The 17,864-nt window shown below is 59.0% G+C and carries 12 protein-coding genes and 1 pseudogene; 10 read left to right on the plus strand and 3 right to left on the minus strand.

The genetic code is table 11. From position 1 onward, the window contains the following. Nucleotides 1-84 precede the first annotated feature (84 nt). On the minus strand, nt 85-231 hold the full coding sequence (locus AAFG07_RS31700) for a hypothetical protein (RefSeq protein WP_342723661.1): 147 nt from the start codon (nt 229-231) through the stop codon (nt 85-87). A 1,154-nt stretch (nt 232-1,385) separates the two neighbouring features. Here AAFG07_RS31700 and AAFG07_RS31705 point away from each other — a divergent pair. The 5 genes and pseudogenes from AAFG07_RS31705 to trpD form a co-directional block, all read left to right on the plus strand. Continuing rightward, nucleotides 1,386-1,635: pseudogene (locus AAFG07_RS31705) on the plus strand (IS5/IS1182 family transposase); the annotation flags it as partial. Between the two features lie 2,010 nt (nt 1,636-3,645). Continuing rightward, nucleotides 3,646-5,115 (plus strand): biotin carboxylase N-terminal domain-containing protein, encoded by a 1,470-nt coding sequence (locus AAFG07_RS31710; protein ID WP_342723662.1) that lies wholly within the window; start codon nt 3,646-3,648, stop codon nt 5,113-5,115. Between the two features lies 1 nt (nt 5,116). Next, nucleotides 5,117-5,620, plus strand: coding sequence for a biotin/lipoyl-containing protein (locus AAFG07_RS31715; RefSeq protein WP_342723663.1), 504 nt, complete (start codon nt 5,117-5,119; stop codon nt 5,618-5,620). A 1-nt stretch (nt 5,621) separates the two neighbouring features. Continuing rightward, a complete protein-coding gene (locus tag AAFG07_RS31720) occupies nt 5,622-7,229 on the plus strand; it encodes a carboxyl transferase domain-containing protein (protein WP_342723664.1) in 1,608 nt (535 codons plus the stop codon). 760 nt (nt 7,230-7,989) lie between these two features. Continuing rightward, nucleotides 7,990-9,003 (plus strand): anthranilate phosphoribosyltransferase, encoded by a 1,014-nt coding sequence (trpD, locus tag AAFG07_RS31725; RefSeq protein ID WP_342723665.1) that lies wholly within the window; start codon nt 7,990-7,992, stop codon nt 9,001-9,003. A 45-nt stretch (nt 9,004-9,048) separates the two neighbouring features. On the opposite strand, the gene AAFG07_RS31730 is transcribed toward trpD, so the two are convergent. Continuing rightward, on the minus strand, nt 9,049-9,513 hold the full coding sequence (locus tag AAFG07_RS31730) for a hypothetical protein (protein ID WP_342723666.1): 465 nt from the start codon (nt 9,511-9,513) through the stop codon (nt 9,049-9,051). Nucleotides 9,514-9,844: 331 nt separating this feature from the next. On the opposite strand from AAFG07_RS31730, the gene AAFG07_RS31735 reads away from it, so the two are divergent. The 5 genes from AAFG07_RS31735 (at nt 9,845) to AAFG07_RS31755 (ending at nt 16,404) form a co-directional block, all read left to right on the plus strand. After that, on the plus strand, nt 9,845-10,372 hold the full coding sequence (locus AAFG07_RS31735; protein WP_342723667.1) for a flavin reductase family protein: 528 nt from the start codon (nt 9,845-9,847) through the stop codon (nt 10,370-10,372). 477 nt (nt 10,373-10,849) lie between these two features. After that, nucleotides 10,850-11,974, plus strand: coding sequence for a M20 family metallopeptidase (locus AAFG07_RS31740; RefSeq protein ID WP_342723668.1), 1,125 nt, complete (start codon nt 10,850-10,852; stop codon nt 11,972-11,974). Nucleotides 11,975-12,963: 989 nt separating this feature from the next. Further along, the gene (locus tag AAFG07_RS31745; protein WP_342723669.1) at nt 12,964-13,221 is read left to right on the plus strand and encodes a hypothetical protein; all 258 of its coding nucleotides are present in this window, start codon (nt 12,964-12,966) and stop codon (nt 13,219-13,221) included. Between the two features lie 161 nt (nt 13,222-13,382). Then, complete coding sequence (locus tag AAFG07_RS31750; RefSeq protein WP_342729297.1) at nt 13,383-14,918, plus strand: long-chain fatty acid--CoA ligase; 1,536 nt, start codon at nt 13,383-13,385, stop codon at nt 14,916-14,918. A 187-nt stretch (nt 14,919-15,105) separates the two neighbouring features. Beyond that, a complete protein-coding gene (locus AAFG07_RS31755) occupies nt 15,106-16,404 on the plus strand; it encodes a peptide ligase PGM1-related protein (protein ID WP_342723670.1) in 1,299 nt (432 codons plus the stop codon). Nucleotides 16,405-17,182: 778 nt separating this feature from the next. Here the strand turns inward: AAFG07_RS31755 and AAFG07_RS31760 are convergent. After that, nucleotides 17,183-17,860 (minus strand): 2OG-Fe(II) oxygenase, encoded by a 678-nt coding sequence (locus tag AAFG07_RS31760; RefSeq protein ID WP_342723671.1) that lies wholly within the window; start codon nt 17,858-17,860, stop codon nt 17,183-17,185. Nucleotides 17,861-17,864: the final 4 nt, after the last annotated feature.

Below are 17,864 nucleotides of genomic sequence, written 5' to 3' on the forward strand. Positions count from 1 at the left end.
CGATCTACTCGATCCGAATCAGCGCGCAAATTGGACTTTCACGCTGATGATGGGCCCGGCGGGTGGGCCCGCCAGATAACCCCGTCACCAAGCGAATTTCACGCGGGCATCTTGCTCATCGATGCCAGCAAGCGCTAGCCGCACATCGGCGAGCAGCGCGCACTTCGGCAACAGGAATTCTGCTCTTGAGCTTTCGGACTTGCAAAACAAGCTCTCCTTGCCCCTGCCCATTCCGGTCCCCCGGAGATGTGCTTGAGCATATGAAATTGGCCGATCGCGGCCCGTCAGTTCACCGCCAATGGATCTATCGTCATCCCGGCATGCTCCATATAATGGCCTCCAACATCTACACTCCCATTATGGCTCGCAAGCCGCGTGGCACCCGCACCGGGTCAAAGGCGATATCGCCTCGGCGGCGATGCTGCTTCGTGATGCGGTACTTGATCATTCGTGGCCTTCTGGTTTGCCGAGTCTGAAACATTGCCAATGCGTCATCTATGTGACCACGGTTGAGTTGTATAAGGACTAAATCGACTGGGCTCGCATCAGAGGCGCGGATGCTCGGCATACTGCCTCCTTGATTGAGCGCTGAGACAACATCTAGCAGGATCGCCTGCCATCTCAGTGCCTCCTTACAGGGTAACGATCCGAGAAGGTGATTAGCCCGCTGTATTGACTGCAACTGCGACCATCGGCGGGTCTTGCGCCGCGTCATTACGATGCAGTTCCTAACGCATTGTTGCCGGTATGGCGCTAGCAGACCACTCACCCTTTACCTGCTACTTCCGGTGCTGTCTTTCAGACATCGATGTCACGAATCCGACTACGGGCAGCTAGTCCATGTCGTCGAACCCGACAGACACGTATTTTTTGTGCCAAAGCGGTGCCGGGACTTCTCCGCCGGTGGCATGCTGATTGCTGTGGTAAAGAAACACGAACCAACAGGAGGCAATATATCCAAGCAACAATTCACAATGGACTATTGATTGGTCCTGATCGATGCAGTGAAAGCCGCGCGACAAAATCATCCGCTGGATGCTCCCGCGCAACAAACAAGATGATGACACCCGAGCTTTTGAAAGACGACCTTATGACTGATACGAGGCATCCAGACGCCAGCCTTTTTCCGTGGACCAGCGTGGCGTGTGATGAATGACGCACTGGCGCACACCAAGGCAACCCAGGATCAGGCATTACGGCGCTGTTTGCCGATCTTGGCAGGCGCAAAGGGGGCGGAACCTGTGGCCGCTGGCCGCGCTTCTCCTAAATGCGCTGCTCTGGACTGGTGTTTGCTGGATCATCGCAGCGTTCTTATGAGTGCATAACCTCGACGAACTCGCGAAGCTCACGACAAAATGGTGGGCGGGTATACAAGGGTTTTTCGACGCATCCTGCGGAGCCGACTCGGCCGGATCATCCGCGACATCCGCCGCAAGGTCGGCCAGTCCTCGAGGCGTTCGCTGCTGCTGGGGGGGCAGCTGAGATCCGTTCGCAACAGCAGCGCGAGCGCGGCTGGAAGCTTTATTTCTTCCGCGCCTTCGAGGTCGAATGCATCGGCAAGGACAACGCCGCCGCGCCCTACGAATTCGACGTCAAGCCTCCATCGTCTCCGTTAATCGGCCCGCCCTCGGCGGCTAGTTCGTGCTGCACGCCAGGGCGTTCCGGGCTTTCACGATTCGATTGGGAGCCATCTAGCGCGACCCAGAACCCGCCGGTGCGGCTCGCATATGGCGTCACCTCGACGTCGCATGCAAGCGCCACTGACTTGCCCGCACCGAGCGACGGTTGACATTTTCTTCACCGATAATGCTCCGTAGCGGTCTATGCGGGCGTTTGTTCGAGACGCGGCGACGGCCTACAGATCCTGATCAGGCCATGTATCGTCCGAGTTTCTGCGCGTCTGCCACTCTTGGGCACGCCGTGCCAGCTTGTCGTACTCCATGGCAATCTTAAGAAGCCGATCTCTGGGTTTGCCGTAAGCGAGCGCGTCCGCTTTCTTTCGCGTTGCTTCCGCACGGCCTCGCCAGTGGTCGGGCTCGCAGAGTTTACTTTTCGGATTCATGCCATGAGCATGCAAGTCGCAGATCAAAGAAATGCGACACCGGCGCTACGTACAATTACGTAACAGCGACGCTGGAGGCCTCCCTTTCCCAACGCGATCGTCACATCGGAAGCAGGCGCTGATTGTTGCTTGCGCTGCCCCGCGCCATGCACAGCCGTCGCCGTTCAGAAAACACGATGTGCGACCTTGCAGCCGAAACTCATACAAAATATCCGCACACCCCAGCCAGGCATCTTCAGGCGATTGGGACGCACGAAAATGCTTGAATCGCACGTGGCGTTAGATTGTACGATCCTACACAAGTGGGGACCACCTCCGACAATCTTGACGCTTCCCGACAGGTACTGAGAATTGCAAATGTCTCAAGCATCCAAGCTCGTTCCGCAAGACTCAATCACGATGCTAGGATCCTCCGAATGCATTGTTGTCTACATCTCATCGGAGGCTGGTCCAGCCGCGGCTGGACCAAATCACGCGTTTCGAGATCTGCGCGGGACGCTCTCCCGTCGCACGAGCCGCATGGGAACGGGCGCTCGGCAAAGGCTCCATCTCAGAATTCTCGCCCGTCGTCTTCACATCAAATGGAATAAAGATTGCAAGACTACACCACGCATGACCCAGGCGCGCGCGACCATGGTTCACTCCCCACCATCGAGTGCATCATTCGCAACGGCTTAAGCGCACCTGGCTTCTGCCTCGTCGCTCTGCCACGCGACACCTTGGCCCGGGCCGCAAGTCTTGTTCGATCCTGCGGCGCACCGGCTATGGCGTCATCAGTCGGCTGGCAGGTTAGTCGGCCGAATCCGGCACCTTAAAGCATGCCACGCCCACGCAATGCCTCGCATGGCGGACCCGACCACACGATCACCGGAAGCCTAAGAATGATCACTTGCTCAGCGAGCTCGGCTGCGAATGCCTCCCGTCCGCCTGGGACTCGGTCCCGACCACGATAGGTGCTGATTGCGTCGTTGCCGACAGAGGACGAGCGCCGAGCGTGGCTAGGTCCGCAGAAGCGATAGAGCCGGCTCGCAGGCACTGGCACTTGACCAATTCCAGCCTGTTTCCCGTTTCATGTTGCGCGTGCACGGGACGAACAATACAGCAGACCTACCGACTTGAAGGAACAATCATGATTCAAAACCAATGCTTCCAATTGGCTTCGCGCCTCAACGCCTACCACTGCGCCATCGCTCTTGCTGTCGCAGTGTCTGCTGCAATCCCCGAGCCTGTTAGCGCGCGCGATCAAGCGCCGACTGCAGAGGAGAAAGAGGCATGCATGGACGACGTGTTCCGCCTCTGTAGCAGCCACATACCCGATCGAGCCGCTATCACTGCTTGTCTCAGATCCAAGCAAGCGAGCCTCAGTCAGCAATGTCGCCACGTCATCTCCGTTCGAGATACAGGAAAGCGAAGCGACGACGCGAAGTGAAGGATCGCGGACCAGGCGGCCTGTTCGCGTCCCTCACGCTCAGAAGCCGCCCCAGCCCGACCTGCAGGACGGTCACGCGAGGACAGATGAACGAGCACGGTCGCTCGCAACTGACAAACGCTGCTGGTTCCAGCGCGCTTGTCCGGATAAGCAAATGCACAAATTGCCCTTCGATACAGTTCTGATCGCCAATAGGGGCGAGATAGCCACACGAATCATCAAAACGTTACGCACCCTTGGACTTCGCTCCGCAATTGCCTACCACGAGGTCGACGCGCAGACCCCCGCCGTCTCCATGGCCGACTTAGCGATTCCGATCACCGGCCGCACGCCGATCGCGAGCTATCTGGACATCGCGCAGATCATCGCGGCCGCCCACAGAGCGAACGCCGGCGCGCTGCATCCCGGTTACGGATTGCTTGCCGAGAATGCGGAATTCGCCAGGACGGTTAAAAAGGCCGGTATTGCGTTCATCGGACCCGCTCCAGAAACTATCGAACTCATGGGCGACAAGATCCGCGCCCGCAATTTCGTTCAGAGCAATGGCTTTCCAGTCGTGCCATGCGCCATCGAGGAAGATGACCCGGCGACATTCGTTTCGAGAGCCTGGGCTATTGGAGCTCCTTTGCTCGTGAAGCCATCAGGGGGCGGTGGCGGCAAGGGCATGCGGATCGTACGCGATCTTGATGCATTGGAGGTCGCCATTGAGCAGGCACGCGGTGAAGCGCGCCGCTACTTTGGAGACGGCCGACTTTACGTCGAACGATATATCGAAGGCCCGCGACACATTGAAGTACAGGTGCTCGGTGACTCCTTCGGAAACTTGGTCCATCTCTTCGAGCGCGAGTGTTCGGTGCAGCGTCGTTTCCAGAAGATCATCGAGGAAACACCCTCGCCGGCACTATCACCAGAATTGCGGACACGAATTTGCGAGACCGCAGTCGGCATCGCCCGTGCAGCGAACTATCAAAATGCAGGAACGGTCGAGTTCATCTTCAGCGGGAGAGAGTTCCACTTTCTCGAAATGAATACACGCCTTCAGGTCGAGCATCCCGTGACCGAGATGATCACCGGCGTCGATCTGATCGCCGAACAGGTCTATGCGGCAGCGGGTCGCGAACTTGCGCTTTCGCAGTCCGATATTGTTTCGAATGGGCATGCAATCGAGCTCAGATTGTACGCGGAAGCTCCGGAACGCGGCTACGTCCCGACCACTGGGAAAGTACTTCTTCTCGAGTATCCGGATAACGTACGGATCGACAGCGGCATCATGCAAGGTCAGAACATCACGCCGGCGTTCGATCCCATGCTCGCCAAGATCATCGTGCATTCACCAAGCCGCATAGAGGCTGCTCTGAACGCCCATCGCGCGGTTCGGGAGCTGGTTCTCCTTGGGTGCGAGACAAACGCAGGCTTACTCGCCCGGATCCTTTCCGACGAGGCATTTCTCGACGGTCAGTTCCATACGGGATACCTCGAAGAGAACCCGCATCTCGCAGCGGGTAACTTTGCTGCCGGAATGTCTGCGTTCCTGGCATCGGCTGCTCTCCTGACGGGGCCGGTCCGCGAGTCGGCCGATGCCGTGCCCGAGCTTCACGCGGCGCTCGGCAGCTGGAGGAATTGACGTGTATCACTCATTCGAGGTCGACGGCGTGGATCACAAATTGTGGCTTTCAGCCAGCCAGCAGGGCTACCGTCTCCATCTGTGTGATCAAGTGATCGCCCCCGTCGCTTTCACCCGGCACAGCGACAGCAGCGGGATCCTGACCATCGCAGGCGAGAGCGAACCGGTTCGGTTCGCCATCGAGGGCGAGCTCATTCACCTACACATACGCGGCAGAACGCGCGTATTGCGCTACAATGACCCATTGCGAGCGCTCGTTTCCGGGAATGACGAGGCACGTCCGCGGGTTGCCCGGGCGCCGATGCCTGGCGTGGTTGTTGCGACCACCGTTTCGCCTGGTCAGGCAGTCTCAGCGGGAATGGCGCTGATGATGATTGAAAGCATGAAGCTGGAAACGATCATACGCTCACCACAGGATGGCATCGTCGATCGAATTCACGTCAAGGAAGGCGAGAGCTTCGAGCGCGACGCTGTGCTGGTCACGCTCTCCAAAGAAGGGCGCTGAAATGCAGCGGATCGGTTCCGTGGCGGACGTGAACTCACGGGAGTTTCGTCGCAACGACCTCCACAACAGACAACTTGCGGCCGACTTGAAGGAACGCCAACGCGTTGCCCGCTTCGACCGGCCCGAGCGGGACTTCGAGCGGCTGCGTCGGCAAAATAAACTGTTTGTTCGCGAGCGCCTCACGGCCTTGCTCGATCCGGAAACCCCATTCCTGGAGCTTTCCACCCTGGCCGCTAACAAGGCATACGACGGCGAGGTGCCAGGCGCTGCGCAGGTCGTCGGCATCGGCATTGTGGCGGGTCGGGAGGTGATTGTTCACGCTGACGATGCCAGCGTGAAGAGCGGCGCATGGTATCCGCTCTCGGTCAAGAAGATCGTGCGGGCCTTAGATATCGCTCTCGAAAACCGTCTGCCGGTGGTTCATCTGTGCGACTGCGCCGGGGGATTCCTGCCTTTGCAGGCGGAGTTCTTTGCTGATCGCTACCATGCCGGTCGAATTCTCCGCAATCAATCCATTCTCTCGAAGATGGGAGTGCCGCAGGTCGCCATCGTCATGGGCCAATGCACCGCGGCAGGGGCCTACGTCCCAGCGCTTAGTGAATACAACATTATGGTCGAGGGTGCAGGAGCGATCTTCCTCGGTGGCCCCCCGGTCGTGAAGGCTGCCACCGGGGAACAAGTATCCGCCGAAGAGCTTGGGGGCGCCCTCATGCATACCAGCGTGTCGGGCACCAGTGATTACTTCGCAAACTCCGAGATTCATGCGATTGCGATTGCCCGCGACGTCGTCGCTCGCTTCCACCAGCCGGCGAAGACCTGGATCGATCGAGTCGCCCCTGAGCCGCCCGCCTATTGCGCGACGGAACTCTACGGTATCATTCCAAAGGACACGCGAGCGCAGTTCGACATGCGAGAGGTCATCGCTCGTCTGGTCGACGGCAGCCGATTTCATGATTACCAGCCGCGCTATGGGACATCACTCGTGTGCGGCTTTGCGCGGCTTCATGGATTTCAAATCGGGATCCTTGCCAATAATGGCGTGCTGTTCGGCGACAGTGCGCAAAAGGGTACTCATTTCATCCAATTGTGCGACAAGAACCGAACGCCCCTGCTCTTCCTGCAGAACGTCACGGGCTTCATGGTTGGCCGCGAATATGAGCAGCGTGGGATCACCAAGGACGGCGCCAAGCTGATCATGGCCGTGTCCGGAGCGTCCGTGCCGAAGTTTACGATCGTTTGTAACAGCTCGCACGGCGCAGGCACATACGCTATGTCGGGACGCGCGTTTGATCCCCGGTTTGTGTTCAGCTGGCCGAATTCCCAGATGTCTGCGATGGGTGCCGAGCAGGCTGCCGGTGTTCTCACTCACGTCAAGGCGAGACAATTGGCTCGCGCGGGAGGACGCCTCTCGGAGCAGGAATTGGCAGCCATTCGAGAGCCCATCCTTGAAGAATATCGCGAGCGGTCGAGCGCCTATTTTGCGACCTCCGAAATCTGGGACGACGGCATTCTTGATCCGGTCGACACCAGAACCGCCCTCGCAATCGCATTGAGCGCCTCGCTCAATGCGCCGATCGATGCACCACAGTACGGCGTGTTCCGGCCGTGAAGCGGCGCAGAACACGATGCATGGCTCGAGACATACCTCGTTCCGCTAGCTGAGAGGTAGGGGTTATGATGATAATGGATCCCGCCAGCCTCGAAGGTAGTCGCCCCATAGTCGATGACGATGCCGCGATCGTCGTCTGCATCTGTCAAAACTTCGAATTTGGCCGTGGCTTTCCCCTGATTCGTTTGAACAAGCGCTCGCCTGCCGCTGTAACGAGAAGGAGTTTTCAGTGGCATCAATGAGAGGACATGCAGCACGTCGTTCGGGGAGGTCTGCGCATCTTTCATTCACGATCTTGCAGGTCATGAGGTCGCGCTTCGATCTAACTGGCATCGATACTCCCGAAGCCGGTAGAGGAGGCCTGCTTCATCGCCCCACGACGGCGGCACCTGCAAGCCGAAAGACTTCGAAGAATACGGTGAATCGGCAGGGACGCTGCGATCGAGGCGGACGCGGCAAGCGGCGGCATGAGACAGTCCCATCGGTGCTGGCGTCCACGCGCCTACACTGTTCTCGCCGGCCGATGATCTCCTCTTGAGCGCACCACGAAATGGAGAGCTTGACCCTCACGTAGCGTCAGGTTGTAGCCTCACCAAGGGGCCCACGCTCAAACCGAACGATACGCAAGCGTCAATGAGGCATCTGGCGCGCGCGGACGGGGCGGGCACTGCATCAATGCAGCCGATGCCACGTCTCTTTAACGAAAGCCCCCGTTGAACGGAAGAGCGTCAGGTTTGGACAAGGGACCGTGTAAAGTTCGATGGAAGCGCTTAAATCGATCATTGGAAAAGTTGCGACGGGCGCCACTCTGACGCGTGAGGAAACTGCGTTAGCCTTCGACAGCATGATGTCGGGCCACGCGACCCCCTCGCAGATCGGTGGCTTGTTGTTGGGAATGCGGGTTCGCGGCGAAACGGTCGAAGAAGTCACCGGCGCAGCCTCCGCGATGCGGAATAAAATGCCGCGGGTCGAGGCGGCATGCGACGCCATCGATATCGCTAGCACCGGCGACGCCCCGTTGTGTTCGATCAGCGTGTCGACGTTCGCCTCCTTTATCGTCGCCGGGGTCGGCGTTCCTGTCGCCAAACATGCCAACCGCGCTGCATCGTCGGCCTCGGGCGCCGCAGACGTGTTGGTGCGCCTCGGCGTAAAGATCGATCTCAAGCCTGACGCCGTTGCTCGTTGTGTGCACGAAGCCGGCATCGGCTTCATGTTTGGGTCGGCCCATTATCCGGCGATGCAGCGCGTTCGTCAGATCCGGACCGCACTAGGGACCAACACGATCTTCGATCTAATCGGACCTCTGTCCAATCCGGCCAGGGTCAAGCGGCAGATCGTCGGGGTATTCTCTCGCGAATGGGTCCAGCCTCTGGCGCAGGTGTTGAGGAACCTTGGTGCCGAGTCGGTATGGGTGGTTCATGGTTCGGACGGGCTCGACGAGATAACCCTCACCGGCCCGACCTTTGTTGCCGCGCTTGAGGCGGGCACCGTCCGCACCTTCGAAGTGACGCCGGAAGAGGCCGGGCTCCCGCGCTGCCGCAACGACGTGCCGGAGAGCGGCAATGCCGATATCCATGCCGTCGCGCTGCAAAGCGTGCTCGATGGCGCACCAAGTCGACATCGTGACGCTGCACTTTTGAACGCGGCGGCGGCATTGATCGTGGCCGGCCGGGCCTCGACGCTGCAGGAAGGCGTCGCACTTGGGCAAGAATCGCTTGATCGGGGCGCCGCAGCCGCTCGACTGCAGCGCCTGATCACGGTTTCCAACGCATGACAGCCGAGTTGACCGATGTCTCAAGATTCCGACCAAGACCAACACTTACAAACGCGGCGAGATCGCTTGTGCGAATGCGCATTGCTTCTGCGAGATTTCAGGGAGGCTGCGCCGCCTGCCCGCGCGCGGATCAAAGCAATTCGCGTTGAGCACGCGGCGCGAGAGCCAACGCTCTTCGTCGGCGAGAGCCTGTAGCGGCACGTCGTTGAGGTCAGGGCCCGCGACGAAGTGCGCGCTGCGCTCCAAAGGAGATAATCGATGATGTCCTCGCAGCCTATGGAAACACTCGGATCTATTGCCATGATAGAGCACATCATTCGAAAGTTTCGAGAATTGATCGACACAGATAGCTCGATCCCGCCGGAGCTGCGGGGTGCGCTGCACGCGACGCTCGATGAGCATCTTCTCGATGCGAAAAAGCGTCTTCTTGTGAGAGTACGTGAGGGTGCCGATGCTGTTACATGCGGATAAAATCTGGCCGGCGCCCGCCGGTAGCGGAATCGGCATCATCTTGTACGCACGGGCACGTAGGAAGGCTCCAGCCCAGCTGCTCCGAGCGCACCACGAATCCATGAGCACTGGCCGCACTTTCACCGTGGCAGTACAGCGCCAGGAGGTCTCTTGAGGAGCGCCCGTTTGAAAAGGGGCGGCGGCAACTCGCACTCCTGCTGAGGCGACCCCAGATCCGGCGCGACGCGGCGAGATATTGCACGTCCGTCAGGTCATCATTGTAGCTGATGATCGATGCGGTCCCCGGTACCAATCTGGGCTCGCCGGTCGGAAATCGAGGTCATCACTGCGTACAGGAGACGCTAGAAATGTACAACTCCAGAGACGGGTCATGAGTCACCACCAGTTCCCTCCTACACTTCGGGAAATTCCGTCTATCCAATCGGCGGAGTTCCGTCAGGCCATGCGACATCTGGCGAGCGGTGTCGCTATTGTGGCGACCGGAGCCGCCGACGAACGACGCGGATTGACGGTTAGTTCTATGACGTCGATCTCCATGGAGCCGCCGTGCCTGCTCGTTGGCATCAATACCGGCTCCGAGACCCATGATGGGATACTGGCCAGCCGCAGTTTTGGAGTCAGCCTTCTCCGCAGCGACCAGGAGGACCTTGCACTGCGTTTTGGCGGCCAGAAGGGTGCGAAAGGTGTTCACCGCTTCGATACCGCGCCCTGGATTCGAGGCGTCCTCGATGTACCGCTATTGCCGAACGCGTGTTGTTCGCTCGAATGCGTTTTGTACGACCACAAGGTGGTTGGCACACATACCATCTTTATCGGACGAATTGTCGCGACCCGGGCAGGCCAGGGCAATCCATTGATCAACTTCAGGGGCGCGCTTCGAACCTTGCTGCTAGATTGAGTGCCACTTACGAAAGTCGCCGTTAGCAGAGAAGAACAGGACGATCGCTGATCTCTGTTAAGTGGCACCTCCGCTTGGTTGCCCGAAGGACCGAGGCCCGAGTAGCAGCCGACGAGACAATCGCAGCAAGCGCCCGCGAGGCGGCTGGATTAATGCCATGGGAATGCAATTTGTGCTGATATCGAAAGCAGTCCTGATCGGAACGGCTACAACTCACCAGAACGGCTCCAACCAGGACAGACCCTTGAGCTTGAGCAATTGCGTCGATACCTACCAGCCTTGGTAGCTCCTTTACGATCGACAGTCGCGTAGCATCATTGCCGCGGCAAGGCCAAGCTTCCAAGGCCAACCTTCCGAGGCACACCTGCCCCATGACAGTAGGCGAATCCGAAGATCTTCGCGCTAGATCACGATACGATTAAGTGAATCTTATCATGATCTTGTGTGAGCGATGCCCTCAGATTCACAGAGACACCCATGTCCAGCAATCCGTTTGGAACAGCTACGATTCTCGACGGCATCCGCCGCTGGGTCGAGATCGAGTCTCCAACGGATCGGCCGGATCAGGTCAACAAACTGGCCGATCTTGTCGCGGCGGGCTATCGCGACCTGTCGGTCACCATCGAACGCGTTGCGGGCCGTGACGGCTGTGGCGATCATTTGGTCACGCGCTCGTCCTGGGGGCAGGACGCACCGGGCATTCTGGTGTTGAGCCATCTCGACACAGTTCATCCGATGGGATTCATCGATCGCCTGCCGTTCAAGGTCGAGGGCGACAGGGCATTCGGCCCTGGTATTTACGACATGAAGGGCGGCGCCTATCTCGCCTATCATGCGTTCCGGCAGATCTGCGCAGATGACACACGCCCGCCGCTCGGCATCACCCAGCTCTACGTCTCGGACGAAGAGATCGGCAGCCCGACCTCGCGGGCGCTGATCGAGGCCGAGGGCCGCAAGGCCAAATACGTGCTCGTGACCGAGCCCGCCCGCGACGGCGGCAAGATCGTCACCGGACGCAAGGGCGTCGCGCGCTTCGACGTGCACATCAAGGGCGCGCCGGCGCATGCAGGCACGCGCCCCGAGGACGGCCGCAGCGCGATCCGGGAGCTCGGCCATGTGATCCTGGCGCTGGAGGCGATGAACGATCTCAAGCGCGGCATCACCGTCAATGTCGGCGTCGTCCGCGGCGGCACCAAGCCGAACGTGATCGCCGAGGAGGCCCATGCGGAAGTCGATCTGCGCGTGCCGACCATCGCCGACGCCGACGAGCTGGTGCCGAAGATCCTCGGGATCACCGCGCGCACCGAGGGCGTCAGCGTGAAGGTGACAGGCGAATTGAACCGTCCGCCCTACGAGAAGAGCAATGCCGGCGCTGCGCTTTACGAACACGCCAGGGAGCTTGCCGCCGAACTCGGTTTCGAGCTGCTCGATGTCTTCACCGGCGGCGGCTCCGACGGCAATTTCACCGCACCGCATACCGCAACGCTCGACGGCCTCGGCGTCGACGGCAAGGGCGCGCATACCTATTATGAGCAACTCTACGTCTCATCGATTGAACCGCGCGCGCGGCTGCTCTACCGCCTCTATCAGACGCTGCGATGAGCTCAGAACCAGGGGAAGCCGCCGACCGCGACGTGCGTCCGATGACGGCCGCTTGCACATTCGCACGGCTCGTTGCTCGAACGGCGCAAGGGCCAAAAACTCCCTTCCGATCAGGCCGGCCTGATCGACAATTATCGTCGGATCCGGCACTTGGCGTTGTCACGTCAGCTGCGACTAAACTATCAATGACGGCGCTGCAGACGTCAGGCGCGAAATCGCCTCCGAGGGCGGTGAGCACCTCAATCGCGGAAGCGCAGGCGTTTGCGGCAACGGACTCACCTGCTGTGAGTCTAGTCTCAATGGGATGACGAATTTTCTGACACAGATCGAAGCGTCGAATGCTGTCAACCCTGCACTGCTCGGCGGCGCTTTTCCCGCAAACCAGAGAGTTTTGGCATGTTCATACCGGCTGCCAAAAGGGCTTGAATCGGACGTAACGTTAAGTTGTACGATTTTGCGATTGGCACGAATCTTCGTCTGCCGTTGGGATTGTGAAGGATTGCGAATGTCTCACCTGATCAGAACCACGCCGCAATGGTTGGTCGCGATCCTCATCCCCGGCAGCGGGTCGGTCGAAACGGCTATGCAGCGCGTCATGATCGCGGCGCTACGGCTCGCAGGTCGTTGTGAATGGCTCGGCATTCCAGGACCGGTGCTATGGGGCGCTCCTAAGCCGGGTCACCAGAGGGCCGGTGATGTCAGAAGAGATCAACCTCGATTTCGATCCCAAGCCTTTGCAGGGCGCCGCGGCTTCCCGAATTTGAAACCGAACCCTTCCTCTGCTGGGGCACCGTACCGGAATCAGGCCGGCGAAGCAGCATTTCGCTCTGTTCACACCGCTTTCCCGGTGCTGGCAGGGCCTTCTCATCGCGCAAGTGTGCGACAGACCGTGCGACCGCGGAGGTTTTCAAGAGGCTTGAGCTGCAAGTGTCGCCCGGCGTGACCGGCGCGATGTCGCAAGAGATGGCTTGGCACTGCGGAGCAGCAAGTTGAAAGAGCCCGACGACGTCAAGAAGGTCCTGTTAATCGACCACATTGAAGGCCAATGCCGGGCCATTGTCGGCTTCAAAGATGGAGATCCCAGAGCGGCGTATATGTGCGGCGAGCCTGTATATCAAAAGCCGGGCAAGAAACAGTCGTCGTGGTGCGCCTATCACCACGCGCAGATGCACGCGACCGAGCAGAACAGAGTAAGTGCTCACGTGCCTGAAACTCCTCCAGCGATATCCATCGTTCGCAACCCATGACATCCATCAAGGACCGCGTTGTTCTGCTTAGGCCGTGTGATCATAGCCTGTGCAAAGGACGACCGAAGCATGTGATCGAGGATTCCCGAAGCAATTGCGAGCTCAGCTTAACTGCATCAGTACAAACCTATTGTGCTGAGCCGAGCCACACGGAGAATACATTGAATCTCTGCACACTGATTGAGCGCAACGCGGCGTATGCTCCCGACAAAGCCGCGATCCATTTCGAGGGACAGACTCTAACCTACGCCGGCTTCAATCGACGGATCGAGCGGCTTTCTCGTGCGCTCGAGAGCCAGCTCGGCGTCGAGAGAGGAGACCGGATCGCGATCCTCAGCCTCAACCGGCCTGACTATCTGGCGCTGCTCTATGCCTGCGCGCGGCTCGGCGCAATCCTCGTACCATTGAATTGGCGCCTTGCGGCGGCCGAGCAGCTTTTCATCTTGTCCGACTCTGGGGCAAAGGTGCTCGTGCTTGAGCAGTCCTTCGACGCAGTCTTGCCCCTTTTGACGGGGCAACTGCCCGATGCCTCCCTCGTGGGGTTGGACTTTGCGCCTCTGGGCGGAAGCAAGTTGGACGATCTGCTAGACGAAGACGGTGGTGACGGGAGCAATCCACGTGCGGACCTGACCTGCCCGCTTCTGATCGTCTATACGTCGGGCACCACAGGGCGACCGAAAGGCGCTGTGTTGCGCCAGGAAGCGTTGCTGTGGAACGGTGTCATGAGCCAGCACATGCATGACCTCACCTCGGCCGATCATGCCCTGACGGTTTTGCCGCTTTTCCACGTCGGCGGTCTGAACATCCAGACGACCCCAAGTTTGCATCACGGCGCCACGGTAACTATCCAAAGCCGCTTTACGCCGGAGGCAACGTTTGATTCGTTTGAGCGTGACCGGCCCACGCTGGCAGCCTTGGTCCCTGCCATGATGCAAGCCCTGACGCACCATCCGCGATGGGAAACCACGGACCTATCCGCGCTCAAAGCAATCTGTACCGGATCAACGATGGTGCCGCAGCGCCTTGTCGAGCGCTTTGTCATGCGCGGAGTACCAGTCTTACAGGTTTACGGTTCGACGGAGACCTGCCCCATCGCTGTGTATACGAAGCTCGGCGGAGATCTCGTGCCTGAGGGGTCAAGCGGCCTGCCCGGTCTTTGCTGCGAAGCGGCGATCATCGATGGTTCCGGCAGCAAGTTGCCGCCCGGTACATCAGGCGAGATCGCGGTACGTGGGCCCAACGTCTTCTACGAATATTGGCGCAATCAACGGGCTACGCGTGAGGCTTTGAGTAATGGTTGGTATCGTACTGGTGACATCGGCCGCCGCGACGCCGATGGATATTTTTGGGTCCACGACCGCAAGAAGAACCTGATTATTTCCGGCGGAGAGAACATCTATCCGGCCGAAGTGGAGCGCGTGCTTATGGGCCATCCGGATGTGGCGGAATGCGCGGTCGTCGGTCGCCCCGATCCGCGCTGGGAGGAAGTACCGATCGCTTATGTGATCAGGCGACCGGGGGCCCAGATCGAAGCGGAAGCGCTGATGGCGCATGTGCAATCACAGCTCGCCCGTTTTAAGGCACCGCGCGAAATCATTTTCACGCAAGAACTACCGAAAACGGCATTGGGCAAGGTCCAGCATTTTATGCTGAAGGAAATCGGCACCCGATCAGGCCCACAAGGAGACAGCAATTGAGGATAGCCAATTGGCTGACCGTCCTTTCCCGCTACACCGCGGGTGTTATCGAGACGGTGCACAATCTGCAGCTTTCGGTCGTGGACTGTACACGATGCGCCGCAGCGAGGTCATCATAGCTGGCACGGCGATCTCTGTCTGATCGCGCCAAACGCCCGGGAGGTTGTTGTTGCCTCGGATCCTAATCATGAATGCCGGTACGCCCCAAATGTCGGGCGGCGATCTAACAGCCGCTCAACTTTCCCTTGCCGCCAACTCGGCTTGCCGCTCAGCCTGGTTTGCACAGGAGGGTGACCTCATTGTCTCTCCGGTAGCCATCCCGACAGATCTGCTATCTTTCATTGGCACGACGCTCAATTTCGATGCTTCGAGCCTCTTGCTGCTTGTGCCTGAAGGTACCCGCCAAGCGCGGGTCCTTAATGATTGCACCCTGCTGTCCAATACTGTTGTTGAACGAATCGACAGCCATATTCACCCGAAATCATCTTGGAGAATACATCCCTGCTACTCTAGTGAAGGGGTCGCGCGCTTGGCGGCCCTGCTGGGCATCCCGCAAAGCGGCGACGACTTCGCTCTGCAGCGAGGGCCTGATCTATTGAACCGCAAGAGCCACTTCCGTCAATTGGCGACAAGTGTCGGACTTCCTTTGCCCAATGGATGCGTAACCACGGATTCAAACGAACTATTTAGGGCGGTCACCTCGCTCAGGTCTGAGAACGGAAGCGTGATTGTCAAGTTGGACAATGGAGCGGGCGGGATCGGGAATGTCGTCCTGACCAGCAACGAGAGCGATCCACTACCTGGGGCAAGAGATACCAGGCAGATTCCTTGGCCGTCGTTTGATCCGGAAGCACTTTGGTCTGAGATGACAACAGCATCGTGCAAGACGTTGGTCGTCGAATCGTACCACGTGGCTCGGTCTCCGTTCTATCTCGAGTATGAGATCGAGCAGGATGGTTCAATCGTTTTCATCAACAGTGGAAACATACGTCTGCGTCGAAGCAACGATCGATTTGAAAGGGCTCTCATCTGGACAGGACTTGAGCTTCCAAGCGACCTGAGGAATGAGCAATGGTTGACCGCCCAGACGCACGCCTACCGATTTGTGCAGCTTGCGCGAACCCTAGGGTATCGCGGAATGATCAACATTGACGCCATTTTCGCGAGCGACGGGCGGCTGCTGTTTAATGAAGCAAACGGCCGGTGGGGCGGAGGCTCGGTGTTACACAGCATTGCCGTCCGCCTGCTGGGCTACGACTATTCCGGTTGCTACGTTGTTTTATCCGTGAGAAACGTCCGATCAAGTTCTGTCCAAACCGCGCATGATCGTTTCGTCGAGGACGGATTTCTGTTCGACGGCACACGCAAGGAAGGCGTGATCCCGCTTGCCGCTGATCAAGAGGCTGGCACGGTAGAGTGCCTTGTGATTGCGCGCGATCGGCCCGCAGCCCGCAATCTGCAGCACCGGCTATTGACAATGGTTTGATTGAGATCACAGCGACCATATCTTAACTCCCTCCAATCATTCGAACTCGCCCCTGCTTTTGAACTCGCCGTTGAGACCGGTACTTGGGGACGTGACGTGAACGTGTGCTTCGTCTCACTCGAGGCCGATACCCACCGTGAACCAGGATGCGCTACGAGGAGATACAAAGGCCTCTGTCCGAGGTGAGCGGCGTCTGTCACCCGCTCACTTTCCAAAGCTGAATCGGCGGATCGGCAGATCCTCAAGGCGGAGTTGGCTGTCGCTCTTGTCCACTGGTCAGCCAACCGCACAGTCTGATGTGGGCAAGGGTCGTTCCGGTGAGCTCCGCCACCCCACACCGCGATCAGCCTTGAGTCGGTGCTGACGTACCGGCCGATCGGCGATGAAGTCGTCGAGGTGCCGCGACTCCTCGTCTGGCCGCTCGCTTTGCGCCAATCGTCCAATCAGCGCTCGCGTGGCGGCCACCCAGGACTCCGCAATCGAACCCAGGTTCCCGCTCGACCAATATCCCAGCGCCACTCCGATTCGGTGGAAATTGGGGAGCCCGATGGCAGTGTTCAGTGCGCGGACTATCGGCATTGATGGTGAAAGGTGCCAGCCTCATCTCTTCCGAGCGGCTTTCGCTGACGACGTGTCACCGAGCCTGAGCGAGCAGCCCATATCGCACAGCGACGAAGATCCCACAGGATATCTCCTGCAAGAACCAAGCTATCGAGATCACCTCCTGAGAGTTCACCCGTTCCTCAACTCATTCGGAGGCCGTTCCAGCTAACCCGCCTCATAGGCTACCGGAAGAACCTTCGATCATCCGACGGTTCACACCGCTGCGTCTTGAACAGAAGTACACCAGCGATCGTCGCTCCCCAGCGCGTACAGGCTTCACCTCATGCCGGACCTTACATGTGGTGACGAGCACGGCCCCAAATGGCGGTCGGAATACCTGCTGTTCGTAAGCGCTTGGATATACCACAAACTCACCTCCCTCGAACTCTCTGGCGAGCTGCACAATCACGGAGTACTCGAAATCAGGGTCGCTCTCAGCATCCAAATGGATGCCAACAAAGGAGCCAGGAGGCATACGATGCATTTGGCATCGGCGAATCACATAATCTGACGATGCTCCCAAGATCTTTTTCAGCGCGAAGCTGCGGTCCTTCTTTTCGAGCAGTTCAATGATCTGCCTTGGAGCTGTACCATTCGCATTGCTAGGAGGGCGGCCGGGCGGATCTACCCGTACGCGTTTAACGAAGACATTGTGTGAGTCGCCGGCATCTCCCACCCGTACTTCTTCTTCGGGAATCTCAGTCTGCAGCTGATCGATCCTCGCCAAGTCATCTTTGGTGAACAACGTCTGCGGGCCGACCACGACCGTCCCCTTCACCAACAACTCTATGCGGTACTTCGTGAGAGTGTCCTCTGAAAGCAGACCAGATCTATCATTCACCGCGCGCGCCATTCGG

The sequence above is a fragment of the Bradyrhizobium sp. B097 genome, assembly GCF_038957035.1.
Classification (GTDB): domain Bacteria; phylum Pseudomonadota; class Alphaproteobacteria; order Rhizobiales; family Xanthobacteraceae; genus Bradyrhizobium.